This window comes from Halomonas sp. DP3Y7-2 (genome assembly GCF_019800795.1).
Lineage (GTDB): Bacteria > Pseudomonadota > Gammaproteobacteria > Pseudomonadales > Halomonadaceae > Halomonas > Halomonas litopenaei_A.
Map to the genome: position 1 here is coordinate 47,359 of NZ_JAHVKJ010000008.1, position 22,693 is coordinate 70,051.

The window sequence follows — 22,693 nt, forward strand, 5'->3', positions numbered from 1 at the left end:
GCAATGGCCTTGGCGCCTGGCAAGGCGGCTCGCCAGGGCGCCGGACCTGCGACTCACGCTAGCACCTTATCAGGGACTGAAGCTTCCCGCCGAAAACAGCGGGTTCAAGCTGAAGCCAATCCCCAAGCGGTTGGTACGCTCATCATAGTCGATCAGGCTTTCGCCGTAGCCGTAGTAGTACTGCAGGTGGCCACGCACCTTGCCGAACAGCGGCCAGGAGTAATCCAGCTGGCTGCCGTAGTTACCTTCGTCAGGATTGCCCCTCATCATCAGGCTAGCTTCATGGGTTCCGAACATTTGCCGCGCCACGGTGATATCGGCGTAGCCCATGTAGTCCTCGATGTCCGGGTTGTCATCGTCGTTATCGTCTTCCGGCACGCGCCAGTAGGGTGCGACGGCCACTGCCCACTCGTCGTTGACCCAGGCGGTGGTGCCGATGACGCGGTTCCAGCTGCGCGACAGGGGGTCCGAGCGGCCGTTGGACTGATGGTTGAGGGAAATACGGTTGCTGACGTTGGTCCAGCCCCAGAGCTTGTAGTCGTTCTGGAATTCGAGGAAGAACTCCGGCTCGTAGTTGGTCTCACGGAAGGGCGATGACTCATCACCGTTGTAGGCCTGCCACCAGCTCTTCTGGGTGTAGGCGAAATACAGATCGCCATTGTCGAACACGAGATCTTCCGCCAGGTTGAACTTGGCACTGAACTGGAACTTCAGTTCGGTGTTGTCCATGTTCGGGTCGTCGTCGTCCGCGCGGAATGCATCCTCGTTGGGGCTGCTGTTGTAGGTCACCGGCAAGATGTAGTTGCGGCGGTGGGTGGTGATCGCGAAGGGGTTGCTCGCGGACTCACGTTCCAGCAGGCGACGCTGTTCAACCGTCTCTTCAATAGGTTTGCCGGACGCCTGGGCGACGATTTCTTCAGACGCTGGCAAGCCAGTGGTGTCCGGAGCCTCACCGGCCGTGCCCGTCAGGGCCTGGGCGGTCTCCTGCTGGGCTTCATCGTCGTTGAGCTCGCTTTCCAGCCTGGCAAGTTCGGCCTTGAGCGCTTCAACGCGGGCTTCCTTGGCCGAGCGTTCTGCCTCAGTCAGGCTTGCCGCCTGGGCCGACTGCCCAGCGATGGCAAGCACCAGCAGGGTGGGTAGCAAGGATAAATGGAGGGCGGGGCGGCTCATAGGATGATCCAATGGACAGGTTGAGGCGTTGTTCTACCATGGCGGCAGCACGAGTCAACTTCATGAAAGAATCTTGCACTGGATTGCCATACTGACACACTGGGTTGAAAATCGCGCCTTTCACCCCGTTGCGACAGGAAATTTCCTTAAGATGCCAAGCCCTCGTTCCGCGCTGTTTGTGCTGCTGTCCTGCTTGCTCTGCCTGGCGCTTGCGGCCTTTCCGGTGGCCGCTCAGGAAGCTCCCGACAGGGGGCTTCCCGATAAGCAGGAGCTGCAGTCCCGCCTGGACGAGCGTATCGCCAATGCCAGTGATCCCCCCAGTGCTGCGGCGCAACAGGATATCGATGCGTTGACCTCGGCGATTGACTCCCTGGAGAAGCTTGAGGACGTCAAGCGAGACATGGCGAGTCTCGAGCGACGCCTGGAGGAGGCACCCGAACGTCTGGCGGCGCTGGAGCAGGCGTTGCGCCAGCGAGAGGAAGATGAGTCCCATGACCTGTCGGAGCTGGAAGGGCTGCAGATACCTGCCGTGGAGCAGCGTCTGAGTGACGCTGCTCGTGTGCTTCAGTCGACCCAGGACACGCTCACCAGTGTGCAGAGTCAGCTGTTGGGCGCCCAGACGCTTCCGGAGCGCGCGCAACAGGCCATCACGGAGGCCAATCAGGCCATGGACGATGCGCGTCTGTCGCTGGAGGAGCTGAACCGTCGTGATCTACCGGACGATGCTCCACAGCGCCTGGCGGCGAGAGCCCAGCAGGCACTGGCCGACGCACAGCTGGATTTTCACCAGCGTCAGCTGACGACCAACACGCGGATGCGCGAAGTGCTGCAGCAGCGCCTGGAGCTGCTCGAACTGGAAGCCGCCAGCGAGGAAGCCTGGGTGTCCGCGCTACAGGGACGACTTGATCAGCTGCGTCGCGAGCAGACCGAGCGGGCGATTGCCGATGCGGTGCGTGACGAGCCTGAGGCAGTGTCGCAGCATCCGGTCATTCAGGCGGCCCAGGTCACCAATCGGGAGCTGTCGAGGGACTTGCTCAATGCGACGTCCCGGGCCAATGATCTGGTGCGGGATGGGCTGGAAGTCAGGCGTCAGCTTGAAAGGGTGCGTCGTCTGCAGCAGGGGCTCAGTCAGAACATCGAAGCCGTGCGCGGCAGTATTCTGCTGTCTCGCATTCTCCGTGAGCAGCGTCAGTCACTGCCCGAGGTGCAGCCGCGCCCCGGGCTGCGTGATGAGATTGCCGATGTGCGCCTGGCCCAGTTCGAGCTGGATAGTGAGCGAGAGGCACTGCGATCCCCCGAGAGCATGGCACGCAAGGCGCTTGACGAGGCCGCGGTAGACAACCCGGAGCCCCTGGTTCAGCCCCTTGTGCAGCTGCTTGACTCCCGCCGGGAGCTGATCAACCAGCTGGAACCCACCTACGGTCAAATCCTGAGTGCGGCCATCGACCTGCAGCTCAACCAGCAACAGCTGCTGGATATCAGTGCTGAGCTGCGCTCGAGCATCGATGAACAGCTGTTCTGGGTCGCCAACGCCCGCCCCATCGACCTGGGGTGGATGATGAAGATTCCCCAGAACCTGCTGATGGAGTGGCGCGAGGGAGAATGGCGGCAGGTGCTGCCGACACACTGGCAGTGGCCCGGACCTGGGGGATGGATAGCGGCGCCGGTGCTGCTGGTCGTGGCCCTGCTGTTGTTACTGCGCCGGGCCATTCTGCGCAGGCTAGGCGAAATTCATGAACAGATCGGCCGCCTGCGCTTCGATAGCCAGCTGCACACGCCGAGGGCGATTGCCCTCAACGCCTTGATTGCCGCGCCGGGGCCACTGTGCCTAGTGGCCTTTGGGCTGCTGCTGACGCTGGGCGGGTCTGAGGTGGCGGTGGATATCGGTCACTCCGTACTGCAGCTGTCGCTGGCCTGGGGCGTGGTGGCCTGGTCGCGCCGACTGCTGGTGAACGACGGGGTCGCGACCCGGCATTTCCATTGGCCGGTCAAGTACGCCGCCAAGCTGCGCTGGTGGATGCTGTGGCTGGGGGTGAGCTTGGCCCCGGTGCTGCTGATTGCTCCCCACGCCCGGGATGCCGCGCTGACCTTCAATCAGCGTCCGCTGGGGCTCGGGTTGCTGCTGGTGGGGCTGCTCGGTATGAGCGTGGCCCTGTCCAAGCTGATCCTGGCGCATACGCCATTCTTCGGGGTCAAGCTGTTCAGGTTGGTGCTCGGGCTTGCCCTGGCGCTGGTGCCGATTGCGCTGGCTGGGGCGGTGCTCTACGGCTACGTCTACTCTTCGCTCAGCTTGATCAGCCGTTTCGTGATCTCCCTGTATTTGCTCGGTGTATGGATACTGGTCGAGGCGACCGTGGTCCGCGGCTTGGCCGTGGCGGCCAGGCGGCTGGCGTACCGCCGCGCCTTGGCGCGGCGGCGGGCCTTGAGCCAGGATGACAGCGGCCTGGATATCGTCGAGGAGCCACCGCTAGACATGGAACAGGTCAACCAGCAATCGCTGCGGCTGTCCAAGCTGCTGTTGACCATCGGCTTCGCCGCCATGCTGTATGTGGTGTGGGCTGACTTTCTGGCGGTCATCGGGTATCTCGACAATGTCACCCTGGTCGAGGGTGCCATGGGCGAAGGCGGCGAGGCGCTGGAGGACAACCTCAGCGTGGGCGACGTGCTGGTCGCGCTGTTTATCGCCGGTATTACCATGATGCTGGCACGCAACCTGCCGGGTCTGCTCGAGGTGATGGTGCTGTCGCGGCTGGAACTGAAGCAGGGCAGTGCCTATGCCATCAGTTCGCTGCTGTCATACGTGATCGTCGGTACCGGCTCGGTGATGACGCTGGGTGCCCTCGGCGTGTCCTGGTCCAAGCTGCAGTGGCTGGTGGCTGCGCTTGGTGTGGGTCTTGGTTTCGGCCTGCAGGAGATCTTTGCCAACTTTATCTCCGGCCTGATCATCCTGTTTGAACGCCCGGTGCGTATCGGCGACACCATTACGTTGGGGAACCTGACGGGTACCGTCAGTCGTATTCGCATCCGTGCGACCACGGTGACGGACTTTGATCGCAAGGAAATCATCATCCCCAACAAGACCTTTGTTACCGATCAGCTGATCAACTGGTCGTTGTCAGATAGCGTGACGCGGGTCACCCTGAAATACGGGGTCAGTCATGACGCGGATCGCAGTCTGGTGCATCGTCTGCTGGAACAGGCGGCCCAGGAGAACGAGCGGGTGCTGACCGATCCGCCTCCAGAGATCTACTTTATGGCGTACACCGCCAGCACCATGGAATACGAGCTGCGTATCTACGTGAATGCGCTGGGGGACCGTCTGCTCGCCACGGATGAGCTGAACGGTCGCATCGGGGACCTGTTTGCCGAAAACGGTATTCGTATCGCCTTCGATCAACTCGATGTGCATATACGGCGGTCGGGCCAGCGAGACGTGTGGAAAGGTATTCAGCGCCAGTATGCCGACCCTAGCGATGGTCACCCCCCTCCCGGCGCCAAGGGAGACCCAGGGGATGTCGGTATCGGCGGTGGAGAGGGTGGCGCAGATGGCGGTGGCGATGCCGGGGGGCGCTGATCGCGAGCGCGCAGTGTGGATTCAGGCCCTTGCCGTCAACGGCGTCGGGCCTGAAGCAGGAATTCACGGTTACCGTCGCCGCCAAGGATCGGGCTCTCCTGCCAGTGCAGGATGTCGAATCCGTGCAGGTCGCAGCAGCGGCGAATCCGCTGTTCGACGTCGGCGTAGCGGCGCGGGTCGCTGACCAGTCCACGCTGATCGACTGCGCCTGGCCCCAGCTCGAACTGCGGCTTGACCAGTGACAGTAGCAGGGCGTCGGACGCCAGCAGCTTGGCCAGCTCCGGAAGAATCAGCGTCTGCGAGATGAAGGATACGTCCATCACGGCGACGTCCGGGCGCCCATCCCTTTCCAAAAGCTCGAGCAGCGGCGCGGCGCTTGCCATGTGGCGGGCGTTTAGCCCCTCAAGGCAGGTGACCCGGCTGTCGGCGCGCAGGCTGGCATCCAGCTGATCATGGCCGACTTCGACACCCACCACGTGCCGCGCCCCGGCTGCCAGTGCGCAGTCGGTAAAGCCGCCGGTCGATTGGCCCACATCCAGTACGCGAAGGCCTTCCAGAGATAACCCGAGGGTCTGTAGCACGGCTTCCAGCTTGAGTCCTGCCCGTGAGACGTAGCGATCTTCCGGATCCTGCTCCACCTGGAGTGCCAGGTCTTCAGGGCACTTCTCACCAGGGCGGGTGAGCACCTTGCCATCTGACAGGCGGCTGACGCGGCCGTGGCGTATCAAGCGCTGCGCGCGGGTACGAGAGCGGGCGAACCCCTGGCTCACGAGAAGCTGGTCGAGACGAAGCATGGCGATAGAACGTTCCTGACGTGAGATGCGGCGGCATTATGCCATGGGCGCCGCCACTCTCACGACGGGTGCGCCCACGGTTTGAACGAGAGGTCGCTTGAGGGATTAACCAAAAGGCCGGTCAGGAGGTGGGGCAGAATTTACCGTGCTGCGTGTCACCCAGGGTTGCTGCTGTCCACGGCCTGCAGGCCCCCCGCCGGAATCCTGTCTGCCCCCCAGCTCTCTTGAATCATGGCGATGACCCGGTCCAGCTCTTCTTGCCTCACCTGGGCGAGCTCGCCATGCTCCAGTGGATCGTAGTGGTAGATGTAGAGGCGTGAGGCAAACTGTTCGAAGGACAATGAGGCTTCACCGAAGCGCTCGCCCTGGCCAGAGGTGCTGACCTTGACGCCCAGGCCCCAGTCCTGACCACTGTCGTTATTGGGGTTGAAAAAGTAGACCCGCATGTCGCCGGCGGGATCGAGGGAGGCGCGCAGGATGGTGATGGCGTGCCAGCCAATGAAGCGGCCGGCGCTATCGGTGACCGCGATGCCGGCAGGTTGCGGGTGAATCAGCGGTTGGTTGCCGTTGTAGTAGGGGTGGTAGCTGGCATAGAAGTGGCGCAAAAAGATGTCCACATCGGCCAGTTGCCCGGTGGCGACGTCGACGTTGATGCCAAAGCCACGGCCGGCCCACCAGCCGTGAAATTCCGGATTGACCCAGCGGTGGGGGTCTCCCTCGCGACCGATACAGCGGCGCCCCATTTCCGCATAGATGCGATCGAGGTGGGGAACCACCAGCAATGACACCGGGTCGAGATCCAGCGGCAAGGTCTGGGCAACCCCTGACTCGCTGTCGCGGGACGAGATTGGCTGGCCCTCGAAGTGCATGATGATTTCATCATCCCTGGCTGCCCAGGTCACCATCTGCAGCAGGTAGTCCGGATCGTTGTAGGCCCACATGGACAGGGCGCGAGCGGACTGGCAGGTGGGGTTGTTGCCCTGGCCGACCCCCAGGGGCAGGCCCAGCATGCACAGCACGCCCTCCATCAGTCGGGCGCGGTGTGACACTGCGTCCCCGAAGGCGGCATGCAGGCGCGCCTCTGACCAGTCCGACAAGGTGAGACCCAATTGCCTCCACAGGGCGGGGGCTACGGGGGGCTGATAGAGAATGCCGCGCTCCAGGGTCAGGGCCAGGCCGTAGACCGCCTGGGCTGTCTGGGGATGAATCGCGGTGCGAATCATGCTGTGCACCAGGTCCCGATAGCACAGCAGACAATCACGTCCGGTCGACGACAGGCCAAGGGCTTCCGACAGTAGGTTGTCGCCCAGGTCCAGCAGGTGCCTGAGCAGGACCGGGTGATAGGGTGACACCAGTCCCGTGTCATGCATGGCCCGGGCAAAACCGCTGGCTTCGTATTGCAGTGCCCTGGCATCCATGGCGGTCAGGCGCTCCCGAAAGACTTCCACGCCGGGGTCTTCGCGACAGCCCTGGGTCGGGCCGAACAGCGAGCTGACCAGGCGGTCCGCGCCTTGGCCGCTGGCGCCCAGATCAATATTCGGGTTGGCCTGGCAGAGTGCGATCTGGGTCACCATCTGCTTGACCGGCTCGACCTGAATCGGACGCTGCTGGAGTATCCGCCAGATTTCGCTGATCAGCTCGTCGATGACGTGTTCGTAACCGACCCGGTTGGCCAGGTGCTGGAACAGCGCGCGAGGGATCTGGGCCAGTCGTCCCTGGGTTTCCCGCTCGGCTTCGCTGGGAGCCGAGAACAGCAGCGGCAGGTTGATGGCCATGACCTGGGTCAGATAGCGGTGAGCCCCTTCACTCGAGATCAAGGGGTGTCGGTACTGCTGCTTGGCCACTGCCAGCATACGCAGCTCGCTCAGCACCTCGATCACCACCAGCTGCGCGTCGGCACTCTTTAGCGAGTGGCTGGTCAGCGACGGGATGAGAATGTGGGGGTAGGCCCAGTCGGAACCGTCAAAGACACCGGCCTGCTCCAGGCGCTGTGCTCGCGTTTCCAGCTGCGCACAACCATCGGGCTGCAGCAGCACCCGGCGGCAGATGTCGAGTACATGGGGGAGCTTGCCTGGTTTGGCGAACGCGGCAGCGGCCTCAAGACCAGCGATGGCATCGTCCAACTTGACCAGCAGTCGCTTCAGCTTGTCGTTGTCGGTGGGGGAGATGTCAGGGGAGGTCACTCCGGCTCCTGGGCGGTTGGTGGGCGAGGGCGTCTAGCCGTTCCGGTATGATGCGTGACGCTGGCGCAAATGTGCAACGCCGCCGCGTGCCACGGTGTCGTTGTGCAGGCATCGGCACCGTGGACGGGGGCAATAACGCGTGGTGACGCCTTTATGAACGGTTGGCCCGGCGCCTAGACGTAGTAGTCCTCGTCTTCCTGGGCTTTCAGCAGGTCTCGAAGGGTGTGCGCATCGTCACCACGGAAGTACACCAGTCCCCAGTGGGTGCCGAAGGCGGTGCGCTTGGTCACCGTCTCTTCCAGGGGCGCAGTCAGTTCGTGGGACTCGAAGTAGGGGTGGTCCTCCACCGACTCCGGGATTTCCAGACGGCTGACCACACGACGACGGGGGTAAACGCCAAAGCAGCCTGCGAATCCGTTGGCGTCGACCACCTCTTTGGGGAAGAAGTCCGCGACTTCCTCGGCCGTTGTCTTGGGGTCGAAGACCAGCATGCTGGCCTGATAGGCGTTGAAGCCGTAAACCCGCTCCAGCAGTTCGAACACCTTGAAGCCAGGGGGACGATAGGCCACTTCACCGAAGTACATCTCGCCGTCGCTGGTGACGAAGTATTCCGGGTGAATCAGGCCGAAGTCGATATCGAAGGCCTTGATCAGCTTTTCGATCTGTACCCGAATCTGCTCCCGGTAGCGCTCCAGCTCCGGTGAGGCCGGGACAAACACGGAGTAGCCCAAGGTCACGTATTCGGAAATGTTGAGGAATGCGATCTTGCCGTTGTGAATCCATGCCTCGACGGCGAACTCCCAGCCATCCAGGTGGGACTCCATCAGGACCGGGAATTCTTCCTCCGGGATGGTGTCCACCTCGTCTGGCGTGCGAATGACCCGATGACCCAGGCAGCCCGCCTTGTCGAAGGCCTTCAGATGGATGGGGTCGTTGGGGTCGCCATCAAGCTTGAGCAAGGTCTGGTTGACGCGCTTGAGGAAGCGAATCACGTCCTGGTGATCGTGGGCCTCTTCGAAGATGCCGACGCGGATGCCCCCAAGCTGGGCGCGACGCTTCATCAGTGCCTTGTCGCGCAGCAGCAGCGACTGGCCGTAGAGGCGGGGGTTGTCCAGCAATACCGAGTTGATGGCGCCAGACCATTCGACCGTTTCCTCGAACAGCGGAATGGCGACGTCCACGCCCATGTCGCGCAAGGTTTCGGCGATCTCCATGGAGCGATCATTGAGTCGCTCAAAGTTCCAGGAGACATAGGGGATGTCGTGCTGCTTGCAGTAGTCCTCGGCCCAGTCCGGTGCCACCACAACGTAGCGGCGATCGAAGTTCTCGGCGGCTTCGATGGCATTCAAGCTCCAGCCGAGCAGGGCGATGTAGCCTTTATTGGGGTCCTTGTTCATGCAGCGCCTCCTGTAACAGGCATGTAGGTGCGTGAGGTCGGAATCGTCGGTCGTCGTTATCCTCAAATGACGGTGCCCGGAAAGGTGCGCTCCCAGGCAATAAGAGGCTTTCACCATACAGCTTTAGGGGGGAAGTCTCACATATCGGCCGTCTTTAGGCCGGAAAGGCAAAGTCTACTGGGTTTACCCTTGTGGCCAAGGCGCGACCTTGGTATAGTGCACGCGCTCTGAGGCAAGGGGCTGATTTCGAAGGTCTTGTCCTTGAGGTGTTCCCCAAAAGAGTACCTCTTGAAAGGCAAGATGAGAGAGTTCAGCATGCCAGCGCTTCAGGCACAGGCAGTAGAATCGTTACTCTGCCTCGCTGTGGTGGCCCCGTCGGTCCTCCCGCAACGCTAGACCGCAAACCCCGCCAGGCCCGGAAGGGAGCAACGGTAGTGGTGGACGCGTGTGCCGGGATGTGGCTGTCGGGGCTGCCTCCATTTCAGGCCCCCTCCTTGATGATTCGCAGGTTTTCCCCTCATTGACCCACAGTGGTACAACGAGGTGGTACAAAGATGCCCGAATCAGCGCCTTCCTCTGTTGAAAAGCCAACAGACCAAGATTCTCCAGAGCCCTGCCCATCAAAGCCTCGGTCAGCAAAGCCTCGGCCATCAAAGCTCCGCTCATCTTCTCGTCAGCGCAAGAGCCCCAGCGCGCCTTATCTGTTCAGGTCACGTCATGGTGTCTGGTACCGTCGCTTTGTTGAGACAGCACTCTCAGACCCGTTAGCCATTTCCTGCATGCTCTGAGGTGACGCGTTGCTTGGCTTCTACAGCACAACCTGCTCCCCCGAGACATCGCCTAGAGCGCTAGGATGACTTTTCGGCTCATATGGAAGTGGGGGTAGGGAATGTTCAATCCAGGGGATGGGACTATCCTGCTGGGCGACTCGACCAGTCATGGCGGAACGGTCGTCACTGCCCAAGCTAGCTATCTTGTTAACGGTACACCTGTGGCGGTGGTGGGCGATATGGTGGCTTGCCCACAGAAGGGACATGGTGTCTGCCCCATCGTTGAGGGGCATCCAACCTTTACCGTAAATGGTAAATCTGTTGCCTTCCACGGCTGTCACACCGCCTGCGGAGCAACGCTGCTCTCTTCCATGAATGGCGTGCATGCGCTGGGAGATAATCGCCAGCCTTCCGCACAGGCCCTCTACGACTCAGCGGTAGCACAACGAAGACAGTACTCTGGTGCTGGAATCCGCCACTCCTTCGCCAATACGGAACCAGCCGAGGCGCCTTGTAACCATCCCGATCAGGCACTGGACCTGGCGGCGTTCATCGTGGGTGAGATTCAGAGGAATGTCGTGTCTCGGCCAGGCCGGATGATGTCACTCTGGAACGGACAGAGTAGCGAGCTTTCCATCGAGGTGCTCACACAAGAGATGGACAGCATGGGAGGTGACTACCCCACGCTGGCGAGTATCCGCAACTTCTTGATGCCGAAGGTTCCTAGTAGGGTATGCGCCCTTGTTCTGTGGGCGTGGATGGTGAGGGAAAATGGTGATTGGGATCATAAACACCTAATCCTACAGGACAGAGATTTTGATTCACTCGGCAAGTCCTCCTACCGATACCATCACAAATACGGCGAATACGAGTACTACTACGATATATGGGCGAATATTCACTACGGCTATGTCAGCCTGTACTGTGGCTTTTCTGAAGGGCGGATGTTGGATGGTGCTGGGCTTGAGCAGATTGGCTCCGACACTCTGCATGATGATCAGGAAATCACATATAGATCAGAGACTCCTGGTAGGTGGCCTAGTCTGCGTAAGTTTGACGATGTGACAGATAACCTCTCAATACGTTTAGGGTTCGAGCTATACCATGAATACCCTGACCCTTCAGCGCTTACTGCTGACATCGTGATGCAGAAAGTAGCCTCAGCCCCTTACCCAATCAGGCAAGGGGCAAAAGTACGTCACGACTGTGCATTAGCAAGAAGCCGGAGAATATAAACAATGAAGAAGAGAGTCAACGAGGGTGTAGCATTACTGCTTACAGGCAGCTTGTTAGTGTATCTATGGCCAAAGCAGCCCCCTGATGACGTCTTGGTTAGGATGCAGGATATACTAGGTAAGCTTGAAGAGATGTATGATGGGGACACGATCATTGTAAGGTCGAGCTATTTTAGACCAGATGGTCTTGAGGAAGATGACGTGAGGTGGGTTCGTGAAAGAATGAGGGAGGCAGGGCTCACAGGTTCTTCATTTAGTTGCAGTGCGGGAGAGTGCACATCATTTTATGATATTGATGTGTGGATTGATATTGTACCTCCACAGAGATATTATAAATATAGCTCTGACAACCGTATTGAGGAATGGATCGTGGACGACATTAGTACGGCGATAGAAGAAAATGATAAAAGTTATTATGCTTTCTGCAAAAGAACCGAGGTCGAACACTGGTTCTACTGTGAAAGTGATCTTTGACTGTAATGATATGACAAAACAAAGGACATACCAGATATATTGACAGCACTTACCTACGACATCAAGGATATGCTTTCTCTTCAAAAGAAACTGGGAAGGTAGAAGGGCGGATGAAATTTTGGAGGGAGCAAGTCTAGTGCGGGAAGGGGGGATCTGTGGTCATTACAAAGATGTGGATAACACCATCTCCTTTGCCGCCGAGGGGCATCAATCTACGCACGGAAAAACATGCTTTTTACCACTCGATCCTCATAAATCTCAAAGAGGTCAGGTAACATCAATACATTCTTGTGCCACCACTCCTTTCTACCGGGATAGCCAGCTCATTATAAGGTGGGGATGTTGTATAAAGTATCGTTCGACTCAGGTGGTGCTCGCCCCTGCCATCATGCTATTGAGCTCTTGGTAGGTATACGCATTTAGTGATTGTGTTGTAAGACAGCCAGTCTGTAGAAAGTTCTTGGCAATGGCGGCATTCGCTCCATACAGTAATTCGGCGATGCTTGAACCAGCACTTAACCGCTTGACGCCTAGACGCTCCAGCTCACCCTGATCAGGCAAATTCTCGCGAAACAGCACGTTGACCGGTAGTCGAGTCGACTGACAAAGCGCTTCTATATCATTGGCTTCTACCATTCCCGCCGCAAACACACCATCTGCTCCAGCCTCGGAATATAGCGAAGCACGCCTAACCGTTTCTTCAAGCCTTTCCCCGACCGGCACTAGTGCTTTTAAATAGATATCCGTTCTCGCGTTGATAAACAGATCCACCCCCAGCTGATTGGCAACGCTCCTGGCTACCTCGATTTTCTGGCATAGGAGATCAGGGCTCTCGCTACCATCCTCCAGGTTGATGCCCACCGCTCCCGCCTTAATAACGGAGTTAATAACGTGCGAGACATTATTGAGATCATGAGAGTATCCCCCTTCGATATCTACCGTTAGCGGTACCGTCAACACTCGCGCCATGGAGCGGACGGTATTGCTCAGCAACTCAAGGGGTAACGTATTTCCATCCGGGTAGCCATGCGACCAGGCCACAGCAGCACTACTGGTCGCTACGGCCTTGCAGCCTAGGGACTCAACAATGCGTGCACTACCGGCATCCGTCACGTTGGCAAGTACCAGTAGACCGTCCTTGTGAAGGTCACGGAAAGTCGAATCCGGTTTTTTCATATCCATCACGCCCTTGAATCGTTATCACCTTAATGAGAGGTTGGACTTAACTCTGCAAAACGCTTTTCACTTGATCGATATTCCTTCTAGCCCAGAAGGTATCATGCCTTGCATTACCACATTTAATTATATAAAAAGCTCATGTCTAGCTAATTTGATTCTTAATGTTTATTACAAATATTTTCTGAGTCTCGATATCGCGATCACAGCGAATCAGCCAAACAGCGGCATATACGGCATCAAGAACACCTTGGGACGAACCGAGAATGAAAGCAACAGATAGGCGTGCAGTGACCCCCTCCCGAGCTGCACCGGCACAAGAGCAGCTTGGGAGGGGGCTGGTGGGGCGGGAGAATCAGCGAATCTCGCGGTCGAGGGCGAAGTAGTCGTCTGACTTGAGCTTTTGAATTTCTGCCGAGAGGGTGGTGCCCTCGTTACGGGCCAGCAGCACACTCGCCACGGCACTCAGCGAGCACAGGACTTCCTTGCACTCGGTACGAGTCCGTTGGATCGACTGACGCGCCAACAGCAGGCACATGGCCTGTGGTCGGGCGGGGTGTTTCAGCAGGCTCCCGTAGAGGTTGCCGATGACCTGGCCGCTTAGCTCGCGATCCTGAATTTCCCGATTGTCGTACTCCCGGTAAAAGGCCTCTTCCTGACCATCGGGAATAAAGTAGTGGGTGAAGTCCTTGTAGTCTGGATCGTAGGCGATGCTACTGACGGCGTTGACCAGCTTTTTCTTGATCTCGGGGTGCTGAGCGTCATCCTCGTCGGTGGCCTGCAGCTCTGCCGCCAGGGCCACGGCGGTCTCGAGTTCACGCATCAGGTGGGCGTAGCCGGAGTTGATTTCGTCGTGGCAGCGGGCGATGTCATCAAAGTCCCGCTTGACGCTGGCTACCATCTCGTCTCCTTCGGGTAAGCTTCCGAGCACGGGAAACAGCAGATACTTGTGAACGTGGCAGCTCTCGTAGTAGCGAGACACCTCGCCCTTGAAGTCCTGGAGGTCGCTGCTGACATCCTGCAGGTAGCTGTCATTGTTCTCGATATGCCGTTGCACGGCATCGACGCCATCCTGCTTCCACAGCCGGTTCAATCGACGCTCGATCTTGCCGGCGATGGTGATCATGCTGTTGAAGTCTTTTGACAGCTGAATGGTGGTTTCCTGAACCTTGGTGACCGCGATGGCGCGTGCCTGGTCATTGATGCCGACCTCTCTGGCCATGCGACGTTGGCGATGGTTATCCAGGGTCCAGGAGACAAAGGCACCGAGAATCGCCAGGCTGGTGGCGATGTCCACGCCGATCGAGAAGTTTTCCACTGCGTTGCTATCCTTTGGTGGGGGTTCGTTTTTTTTCTGTTGGAGGCGCGTTATCTTCGTCGGGCACAGGGCGTTGCCGATACTTCGCTGATCCTGGGGGCCGTGGGACGTGTCTGTTGCGCGACAGCTATATGGTAGGGGCGAAATGATTCGCCTAGAAGGATTAATATCAGCATCGTACGATGAGCGTTCTGTTACCTTTTCATGACCAATCCATGGAGCCGACATGTCTTACGTGGTTCAGCGCCTTGCCCGCTTGAGTGCACCAGCGATCGGTCTGGGCTGTATGAACGTCTCCCATGCCTACGGCAGTCCCTTGCCGGAGGCCCGTGCGGTAGAGGTGATTCGTGAGGCATTCGACGCCGGATATCGGCACTTCGATACCGCCACGCTTTACGGCAAGACACGCAATGAGCAGGTCGTGGGGCAGGCGCTGAAGGGACTGCGAGAGGAGGTCTTTCTTGCCAGCAAATGCGGCATGGCCTTCGATGCATCGATTGGCGCCAAGCGCATCGACGGACGCCCAGAGACTCTGCGACGCCAGTGCGAGCAGAGCCTCGCACGGCTCGGTACGGATCATCTGGATCTCTACTACCTCCATCGGCTGGATCGCCAGGTGCCGGTGGAGGAGAGTGTCGGGGAGCTGGGGCGGCTTGAGCAGGAAGGCAAGATTGGCGGGGTAGGCTTGTCCGAGGTATCCGCCACGACGCTTCGGCGTGCCCAGGCGGAGCATCCGGTGGCGGCGGTCCAGTCCGAGTATTCGCTGTGGACGCGAAACCCCGAGATTGCACTGCTCGACGCCTGTCGCGAGGCTGGCACGGTGCTGGTGGCCTTCAGTCCGCTGGGACGTGCCTTTCTTACCGGTCGCCTACGCCACCCTGAGGACCTGGAAGAGGGCGATATGCGGCGTGGCATGCCGCGCTTCTCCAGCGCCAACTATGCACACAACCTGTCGCTGCTGGCGTCTTTTGAAGACATCGCCATGCAGCAGGGCTGCACTCCGGCGCAGCTTGCGCTGGCATGGTTGCGAGGGCAGGGGGCGGATGTCATTCCGATCCCGGGTTCCCGTGACCCGTCGCATCAGCGAGAAAATCTGGCCGCGGAGGCGCTGAGCCTGGATGCAGGCGTGCTCGCCTTGCTCAACGCCATGCTGACCCCCGACCAGGTAGCAGGGCGACGCTACAGTGACGTCCAGCAGGCCGATATCGATACTGAGGAATTCGATCCTGCCGGCTGACCCGAGCGTCATGATGGTGAAGGTCGGTGCCAGGTTCACAAGGTCTATGCCAGGTTCGAAGGGTTTATACCAAGTTCAAGAGTATTGTCTGGCGGCGGCGTCGAACTCTGGTGGATTCGACCTGTCAACGCCATAAGGCCCCGGCTATGCTGTTGGGTCTTGATATCACCAGAGCGCTTCTGGTCTAGCGTCGGATAGCTCGGTTCACGGTTAACACAGATCTCTTTTACCCCAAGTCATTACCAACACCACGTTGAAAGGAGAAGCCTCAATGAGTCACTACAAGGTCACCAACCCCGCCACGGGAGAGGTAGAGGCGACCTATCCGGATGCCAGCGACGCCCAGATTGCTGAGGCTGTCGAACTGGCCCAGCAAGCCTATCTGGCATGGCGTGGCGTCACCCCGGCTGAGCGTGCAGCCCTGCTCCACCGTGTGGCTGACCTGCATGAGGAACGTCGTGATGCGCTGGCGGACATTATCGTGCGTGAGATGGGTAAGCCGAAGTCCCAGGCGTTGGGAGAAATGTCGGTCGTAGTCGATATCTACCGTTACTACGCCGACAATGGTCCGGCCTGGCTCGAGCCAGAGCCCATCGTGACGGCAGGCGCCAAGGCCGAAGTGCGCAAGCAGGGTCTGGGCGTGCTGTTGGGCATCATGCCCTGGAACTTCCCGTACTATCAGGTGGCGCGGTTTGCCGCCCCTAACGTGCTCAATGGCAATACCATCCTGCTGAAACATGCGCCCCAGTGCCCCGAGTCGGCCAAGGCCATCGAAGACATTTTCCACGAAGCAGGGGCGCCGAAAGGTCTCTACACCAATCTGTATGCCAGCAACGAGCAGGTTGGCGAGCTGATCGCGGACAGTCGCGTGCAGGGCGTGTCGCTGACCGGTTCGGAGCGAGCGGGTGCCGCAGTGGCCGAGCAAGCTGGTCGTCAGCTCAAGAAGGTCGTACTGGAGCTAGGTGGCTCCGATCCCTTCCTGGTACTGCCCGATGCCGACCTGGATCAGGCGGTCAAGCAGGCGGTGCAGGGACGTTTCGGTAACTGCGGCCAGGCCTGCAACGCGGCCAAGCGGATCATTGTTGATGCCTCGGTGCATGACGAGTTTCTGGCGGCCTTCCGTCAGGCGGTCGAGAACATCAAGGTCGGTGATCCGATGGCGGATGACACCGCGATGGGACCGATGTCCTCCCAGCAGGCGCTGGAGAACCTTGATGCCCAGGTGCAGGATGCCGTCAGCCAAGGCGCCACCCTGGTGACCGGAGGCAAGCGCCTGGACAAGGCGGGTGCCTGGTACGCGCCCACCCTGCTGACCGGGGTGACCCGGGACATGCGTATCTTCCAGGAAGAGCTGTTCGGGCCGGTCGCCGTGGTCTATCGCGCTGCTGACCTGGAAGAGGCCATTGACCTGGCCAACGACACGCCCTACGGACTGGGCGCGGTGATCCAGACCACCAATCCCGAGGCGGCGCTGGGCCTGGCCAACCGCCTGGAAGTGGGCATGGTGCACATCAACGAGCCGCCCGGCAGCGAGGCTGAGCTTCCGTTCGGTGGGGTCAAGCGCTCTGGCTTCGGGCGTGAGCTTGGCAAGGATGGCATGGACGAGTTCGTCAACCGCCAGATGGTGAAGATGGCGCGTTGAGCGTTGTGTCCTGAACCATCCTGCGCTGTCACGCGCGAAGAAGCGTGAGGCAGCGTGAGGCAGACGCCTCTCAGGCCCTGTCGAGCTAGCTGGCTCGACGGGGCCTGTTTACTAGGAGCCTGTTTATAAGAGCCTGTTTATAAGAGCCTGTTGACAGGGGGCTGCTGACAGGGACTGTTGATAAGGAGCGCATGTGCAGGATGTGTCGCTGGGGTGACGGGTGTAGGGTGCAAGGAAGGACCCGAGCTCCCCCTTGGCGCCAAGAGTGCGGCGCAGCGGTTGCCGGAGGCGGTTAGGGTGAACCTGGCAGCATCGGAGATTCAGGCTCCAGTGATGAACCCGTTCACGCAGCTTGCGGGGAACCTCATCGCGCTGGAGTATTCCAACGAAGATACGGTTGTCTCACGACCAAGGAGAGCGTCATGAATGCCAAGTTCCTGCTGGACCAGCTGATGAAACAGGCGGGCGGAGGATCCTCATCGTCTGGGTCTTCGCGCGGTGGCTTCGATGTACAGGGGTTGATCAATAGCGTGTCGTCCCAGCTGTCGGGCGGATCGTCCTCCCGCGGGGGGATGGACATGAAAAGCCTGTTGGGAGGTGGTGCGCTGGGCATGCTGATGGGCTCCAAGCGGGGACGCAGCATGGGTGGCAAGGCGATCAAGTACGGTGCCATTGCAGGAGTCGGTATGCTGGCATGGAAGGCGTGGCAGGCATCCCGTTCCGGAAGTACCGATGCGACTCACGCAGCGTCGGCTCAGGAAGGCGCCCCACTGGAGGAGCTCAATGGGGCGGCTCAAGAACAGCGTAGTCTCGAGGTGTTGCAGGCCGTGATCATGGCGGCGCGTGCCGATGGCCATATTGACGCCGAGGAGCGTGCCCTGATCAGCGAACAGATGCAGCAGCTAGGGGCGGATGACGAGCTGCATGCCTGGGTCGAGCAGCAGCTCACGGCTCCGCTGGATGCCGAGGCACTGGCTCGCCAGGCAGATTCTCCGCAGGCTGCCAGAGAAATGTACCTGGCCAGCGCCGCCGTGATCGATGAGCAGAATGCCATGGAGCGGGCCTGGCTGGAGGAGTTGGGTACGGCTCTGGGGCTGGACGAGTCGATGCGGCGTGAGCTGGAGCGGCAGCTGGAAAGCCTGAACTGACGGCCTGACCTGCTTCTGCGATCAGCGATTCGCGTTTGCTATCAGCGCCCGACCGCTTACCACTGCAACGGGTCGGGCGTTGCTTTACCCTCCGATGTCTTGCCTTCCACGGTGTGCACTGGGCTCACACCGCAGAACAGTGAGCTCACCCGATCATAAGGATAAGGTTTTCCATGCAGGTGTTTCACAGCGAAGCGACCAAATTGCGTCGCGCCAAGACCGAGCTGCACGACGGTCAATTGATGACGCCGTTCGAGTGCCCCGAGCGGGTAGACCTGGTGCTGGAGCAAATACGTCAGCACGAGGTAGGGCAGGTGAGTGAGCCGCAAGCCTTCGGTCGCGATCCCGTTGATGCCGTTCACGATGCCGCCTATGTGGACTTTGTGGCCAACTGCTGGGATGACTGGCAGGCAGCGGGCTATCAGGGCGAGGCGATACCGACCACCTGGCCTACGCGAACCATGCGCGATGACCGTATCCCTGGCCATATTGGTGGCAAGCTTGGCTACTATGCACTCGGTGGGGATACCTCGATCTCCCAGGGCAGCTTCGAGGCGGCGATGGCGAGCAAGGACGTGGCGCTTTCTGCCTACCGGCACACGGCTGCCTGCGGCGAGCCCAGCTTTGGCCTGTGTCGGCCGCCTGGCCACCACGCCGCCACGGATCAGTTCGGCGGCTACTGCTTCTTCAACAATGCCGCGATCGTGGCCCAGCGCGCGCTCGACGACGGCCATGGCCGGGTGGCGATCCTCGACGTGGACTTCCACCACGGCAACGGCACCCAGCAGATCTTCTACGCCCGTGACGATGTGCTGACACAGTCGATCCACGGTGACCCGGACCAGTGCTTCCCCTACTTCCTTGGGCATGCCGACGAGCGAGGTGAGGGTCGGGGTCTCGGCTTCAACGTCAACTATCCCTTGCCGCCAGGCACCGTCTACACCAGCTGGTGTGAGCAGCTGGAGCTGGCGCTGGGCGAGATTCGCCGTCACCAGGCTTCACTGCTGGTGGTGTCTTTGGGGGTCGATACCTTCGAAGGCGACCCGATCTCCAGCTTCCGCCTGAAGAGTGACGATTTCCACGATATGGGGCGGCGTCTGGCCAGCCTGGAGCTGCCCACCGTCATCCTGTTGGAGGGCGGTTACGCGGTGAAGGAGATCGGTATCAACGTGGTCAAGGTGCTGAAGGGCTTCGAGCAGCGCTGATGCGACACGATGATGCCCGCCACTCCGAGCAAGAGGTGTGGCGGGCATCATTGTGTCTTGGATAGTGAAAGCTCGTTGTCAGGGCGCTGTCGTCACTTGAACAGATTGATGAACAGGGTGATGACGAGTGGGTTGAAGATGCTGATGAAGACGACGGTGATGATCGGCAGTACGAACCAGGCACGCGGGGCCGGTCCTCGCTCGCTGATGACGGCCGACATATTGGCTAGCGCATTGGGTGTCTGGCCCAGGCCAATACCACAGTGCCCTGCCGCCATGACGGCTGCATCGTAGTCCTTGCCCATGACGCGGAAGGTCACCAGGTAGGCGTAGGCCATCATGATGCACATCTGGGCCACGAGGATGGCCATCATGGGCAGCGCGAGATCGATGAGGGCACTGATATTGAGTGACATCAGCGTGATCGAGAGAAACAGATTGAGGGAAATCCCGCTGATGATGCCTATTTCGTTGTGGCGCAGCGTAAGGTGCCCCGAGTCGGACAGGTTTCTCAGCAGTGTGCCACCGAACAGGCAGCCGACGTAGTAGGGGAAGTTGATGCCGGTCGTATGCAGCAGGATAGTAATCAGCGTGCCGATGGCGGCTGCGATCAACACCATCAGCGTCGAACCCAGCATGGAGCTGTTGGAAATAGCAGCAGCTGCGCTCCCCGCGTCGGCGGTTTGTGCAGTGTCGACGGTAGCGCTCGAGCTCAAGCGGTGACGGTCGATCAGCCGGCGAGCGACGGGGCCGCCAATCAGGCTACCCATCATCAGGCCGAAGGTCGCCGCGGCAATCCCGATGGCGCTGGCACCGGTGGCTCCCAGCTCTTCAAGCGTCGGCCCGAAGGCGGCAGCAGAGCCAACGCCACCGGACATCGAGATGGAGCCCATGGCAACGCCCAGCAACTCATTGATGCCAAGCAAGTGACTGATCGATACCCCGACCAGGTTCTGTACGACCAGAAAACTGACGGCGACCACCGCGAGTATCGCGCCCTGGCGGCCGCTTGATTTGATCAGCTTGCCGCTGACGGTGAAGCCAACGCAGGTGAAAAAGAGATTCATGAAGAAGGCCATCAGCGTTCGGTCAAAGCTGATGGAGACGATGTCAGCCTGGTGCAGTGCAAAGATGGCGAGGCTGACGATGATGCCGCCGACCACCGGGGCTGGGAAGAAGAACTGCTGAAGGAAGCTTGAACGGCTCTTGATGAACTGGCCAAGCATGAAGACGGCACCTGCAATGCCCGCCGTCTGGATCAGATCGAAGTGAATGTCCATGGCACGTCCTGAAGTGAGGGTAGCCAAGACAAGAGGGGAAGCCGATATGGGCGCTGATATCCCACAGCCGTCAGCCCCTCATTGTCTCATGCTGGCAGACGCTCGCCGCCAACGGCGCCGAGCGTCCAGGGGGGAATCACTGCTGCTTCAGCGTTCCGTACTCGATGCCTTGAGCCAGCAATACAGCGTTCAGCCAACGCTGATGGTGCTCTCCGGTGGCGATTTCCTGCTTGATGGTCTCCTCCTTCTGCGCGCTTAGTCGGGCTGCGCGGATCAGCGGCTCCAGCTGTTCCGGGGCAAAACTCACCACCCCGTCCTCATCACCGACCAGGATGTCGCCAGGATGAATGACCTGGCCACCCACGCTGACAGGCACATTGACCTCTCCGGGCCCATGTTTGTATGGGCCGCGATGGATATGGCTGCGCGCATAGCAGGGGAAGTCATGCTCCTTGAAGGCCGTGATATCGCGAATCGCTCCGTCGATCACAAAGCCCGCGCAGCCCCTTTGCTGTGCGTAGAGCATGATCAGCTCACCCACCAGGGCATTGTCCTCATGCCCGGCGCCGTCAACGACCAGGACCTGACCGGGTTCCAGCATGGTCAGTGCCTGATAGATGTAGAGGTTGTCCCCGGGGCGACAGCGCACTGTCAGGGCGGTGCCGATAAGTTTGCGATGGCGATGATAGTGGCGTAGCCCCTTTATGCCGGATAGACGATCCAGATTATCGCTGAGATGAGGTGTGACGATGCTGTCGAGCGTACTGCGCTGTTGATCCGTAAGGCGAAACGATGTCGCTGTGCTCATGGATGTTGCTCCTTGAAATAACACCTATCACTGAAACAGGTTGATAAAGAAGGTAATGATCAGCGGGTTGAATATGTTGATGAAGACGACGGTGATGACCGGGAGGATGAACCACGCTTTAGGGGATGGCCCCTTTTCATTGATAACGGCCGACATGTTGGCCAAGGCGTTCGGTGTCTGTCCTAGTCCAACGCCACAGTGGCCGGCCGCCATGACCGCCGCATCGTAGTCCTTTCCCATCAGGCGAAACGTGACAAAGTAGGCGTAGGTCATCATGGTCACCATTTGGGTGAGAAGGATGGCCATCATGGGTAATGCCAGGTCGATAAGCGCCGATATGTTCAGCGACATCAGGCTGATGGAGAGGAATAGATTCAGCGAGGTGGTGCTCACCATATCGACTTCATCATGACAAAGATCAATGACGCCGTAGTCCGCAATGTTGCGCACCAGTGCGCCGCCGAAAAGGCATCCCACGTAATAGGGGAACTTGATGCCTGATAGGGTGAGAATCAGGGAAATCAGGGTGCCGATGGCCGCCGCTATAAGCACGAGGAGAGTGCTTCGCAAGAGCGTTGAGCTAGTGGTCGCTGCTGTAGCAGACGTTGGGCTGTCGTCTGCGCCATCAGTGGTGGCACCTGTCGGAGCCAGGCGGTGTCGATCAATCAGGCGCTTGGCAACAGGTCCGCCAATCAGACTTCCCATCATCAGGCCGAAGGTGGCGGCTGCGATGCCGATCGCGGTAGCGCCCTGAGCCCCCAGAGATTCCAGCGTTGGGCCGAAGGCTGCCCCAGAGCCTACGCCTCCAGACATCGAGATGGAGCCCATGGCGATGCCAAGCAGCTCGTCAATGCCCAGAAGGCGGCTCAGGCTGACGCCAATCACATTCTGGATGATCAAGAAGGTGACGGCGATAACGGCCAGAACAGCTCCCTGGCGCCCACTGGAACGAATCAGCTTGGCACTGACGGTGAATCCGACACAGGTGAAGAAGATGTTCATGAAGAAGGACATCAGGGTCTTGTCGAAACTGATGTTCACGACGCCTGATTGATGAAGGAAGAACACGAGCAAGCTGACAATGATCCCTCCGATGACAGGAGCAGGGAAGAAGAACTTTTGCAGGAAGGAAGATCGCGCTTTTATCCATTTCCCCAGAAGGAAAACCCCTCCCGCCATACCCGCGGTCTGAATGATGTCAAAGTGAATATCCATCAGTAATATCCTGGTGAAGATGCATGGAGTTTTGGTGGAAAGATGTGTTGGTGAATCATACCTATGT

At 59.6% G+C, this 22,693-nt stretch carries 16 protein-coding genes and 1 other RNA gene; 8 read left to right on the forward strand and 9 right to left on the reverse strand.

What is annotated here, in order from left to right; genetic code table 11:
- Positions 1-69 precede the first annotated feature (69 nt).
- The gene (locus KUV45_RS10050; RefSeq protein ID WP_206936936.1) at positions 70-1,170 is read right to left on the reverse strand and encodes a phospholipase A; all 1,101 of its coding nucleotides are present in this window, start codon (positions 1,168-1,170) and stop codon (positions 70-72) included.
- 151 nt (positions 1,171-1,321) lie between these two features.
- Between KUV45_RS10050 and mscK the strand changes: the two genes are divergently transcribed.
- Positions 1,322-4,744: a mechanosensitive channel MscK gene (gene mscK / locus KUV45_RS10055; RefSeq protein ID WP_222162947.1), complete on the forward strand. Its 3,423-nt coding sequence runs from the start codon at positions 1,322-1,324 to the stop codon at positions 4,742-4,744.
- Between the two features lie 35 nt (positions 4,745-4,779).
- Here mscK and KUV45_RS10060 read toward each other — a convergent pair whose 3' ends face one another.
- The 3 genes from KUV45_RS10060 to KUV45_RS10070 form a co-directional block, all read right to left on the reverse strand.
- Positions 4,780-5,538 carry a TlyA family RNA methyltransferase gene (locus KUV45_RS10060; RefSeq protein WP_206936939.1) on the reverse strand — a complete coding sequence of 253 codons (759 nt, stop codon included), beginning with the start codon at positions 5,536-5,538 and terminating at the stop codon, positions 4,780-4,782.
- 155 nt (positions 5,539-5,693) lie between these two features.
- On the reverse strand, positions 5,694-7,721 hold the full coding sequence (locus tag KUV45_RS10065) for a hypothetical protein (RefSeq protein ID WP_222162948.1): 2,028 nt from the start codon (positions 7,719-7,721) through the stop codon (positions 5,694-5,696).
- 173 nt (positions 7,722-7,894) lie between these two features.
- The gene (locus KUV45_RS10070) at positions 7,895-9,118 is read right to left on the reverse strand and encodes an acetyl-CoA carboxylase biotin carboxylase subunit family protein (protein WP_206936942.1); all 1,224 of its coding nucleotides are present in this window, start codon (positions 9,116-9,118) and stop codon (positions 7,895-7,897) included.
- A gap of 373 nt (positions 9,119-9,491) precedes the next feature.
- Between KUV45_RS10070 and ffs the strand changes: the two genes are divergently transcribed.
- From ffs to KUV45_RS10085, 3 genes are all read left to right on the forward strand, one after another.
- Positions 9,492-9,588: signal recognition particle sRNA small type (ffs, locus tag KUV45_RS10075), an RNA gene on the forward strand.
- 419 nt (positions 9,589-10,007) lie between these two features.
- Positions 10,008-11,123, forward strand: coding sequence for a PAAR domain-containing protein (locus tag KUV45_RS10080; protein WP_222162949.1), 1,116 nt, complete (start codon positions 10,008-10,010; stop codon positions 11,121-11,123).
- Positions 11,124-11,126: 3 nt separating this feature from the next.
- Positions 11,127-11,597 carry a hypothetical protein gene (locus tag KUV45_RS10085; protein WP_222162950.1) on the forward strand — a complete coding sequence of 157 codons (471 nt, stop codon included), beginning with the start codon at positions 11,127-11,129 and terminating at the stop codon, positions 11,595-11,597.
- A gap of 363 nt (positions 11,598-11,960) precedes the next feature.
- Here the strand turns inward: KUV45_RS10085 and KUV45_RS10090 are convergent, their stop codons facing one another.
- Positions 11,961-12,779 (reverse strand): isocitrate lyase/phosphoenolpyruvate mutase family protein, encoded by an 819-nt coding sequence (locus KUV45_RS10090; RefSeq protein ID WP_224852052.1) that lies wholly within the window; start codon positions 12,777-12,779, stop codon positions 11,961-11,963.
- Positions 12,780-13,128: 349 nt separating this feature from the next.
- Entirely contained in the window at positions 13,129-14,091 is a 963-nt protein-coding gene (locus tag KUV45_RS10095) for a hypothetical protein (protein ID WP_206936943.1), read from the reverse strand.
- 226 nt (positions 14,092-14,317) lie between these two features.
- Between KUV45_RS10095 and KUV45_RS10100 the strand changes: the two genes are divergently transcribed.
- The 4 genes from KUV45_RS10100 to KUV45_RS10115 all read left to right on the forward strand — a co-directional run bounded on the left by KUV45_RS10100 (position 14,318) and on the right by KUV45_RS10115 (position 19,323).
- Positions 14,318-15,328, forward strand: a complete 1,011-nt coding sequence (locus tag KUV45_RS10100) for an aldo/keto reductase (protein WP_222162952.1) — start codon at positions 14,318-14,320, stop codon at positions 15,326-15,328.
- Positions 15,329-15,599: 271 nt separating this feature from the next.
- The gene (locus KUV45_RS10105) at positions 15,600-16,970 is read left to right on the forward strand and encodes an NAD-dependent succinate-semialdehyde dehydrogenase (protein ID WP_222162953.1); all 1,371 of its coding nucleotides are present in this window, start codon (positions 15,600-15,602) and stop codon (positions 16,968-16,970) included.
- Positions 16,971-17,392: 422 nt separating this feature from the next.
- Positions 17,393-18,118: a tellurite resistance TerB family protein gene (locus tag KUV45_RS10110; protein WP_222162954.1), complete on the forward strand. Its 726-nt coding sequence runs from the start codon at positions 17,393-17,395 to the stop codon at positions 18,116-18,118.
- A 173-nt stretch (positions 18,119-18,291) separates the two neighbouring features.
- Positions 18,292-19,323, forward strand: coding sequence for a histone deacetylase family protein (locus KUV45_RS10115; protein ID WP_222162955.1), 1,032 nt, complete (start codon positions 18,292-18,294; stop codon positions 19,321-19,323).
- 92 nt (positions 19,324-19,415) lie between these two features.
- On the opposite strand, the gene gltS (KUV45_RS10120) is transcribed toward KUV45_RS10115, so the two are convergent.
- The 3 genes from gltS (KUV45_RS10120) to gltS (KUV45_RS10130) form a co-directional block, all read right to left on the reverse strand.
- Positions 19,416-20,603: a sodium/glutamate symporter gene (gltS, locus tag KUV45_RS10120; RefSeq protein WP_222162956.1), complete on the reverse strand. Its 1,188-nt coding sequence runs from the start codon at positions 20,601-20,603 to the stop codon at positions 19,416-19,418.
- Between the two features lie 136 nt (positions 20,604-20,739).
- Positions 20,740-21,411 (reverse strand): RraA family protein, encoded by a 672-nt coding sequence (locus tag KUV45_RS10125; protein ID WP_222162957.1) that lies wholly within the window; start codon positions 21,409-21,411, stop codon positions 20,740-20,742.
- Positions 21,412-21,438: 27 nt separating this feature from the next.
- Complete coding sequence (gene gltS / locus KUV45_RS10130) at positions 21,439-22,626, reverse strand: sodium/glutamate symporter (protein ID WP_222162958.1); 1,188 nt, start codon at positions 22,624-22,626, stop codon at positions 21,439-21,441.
- Positions 22,627-22,693 lie beyond the last annotated feature (67 nt).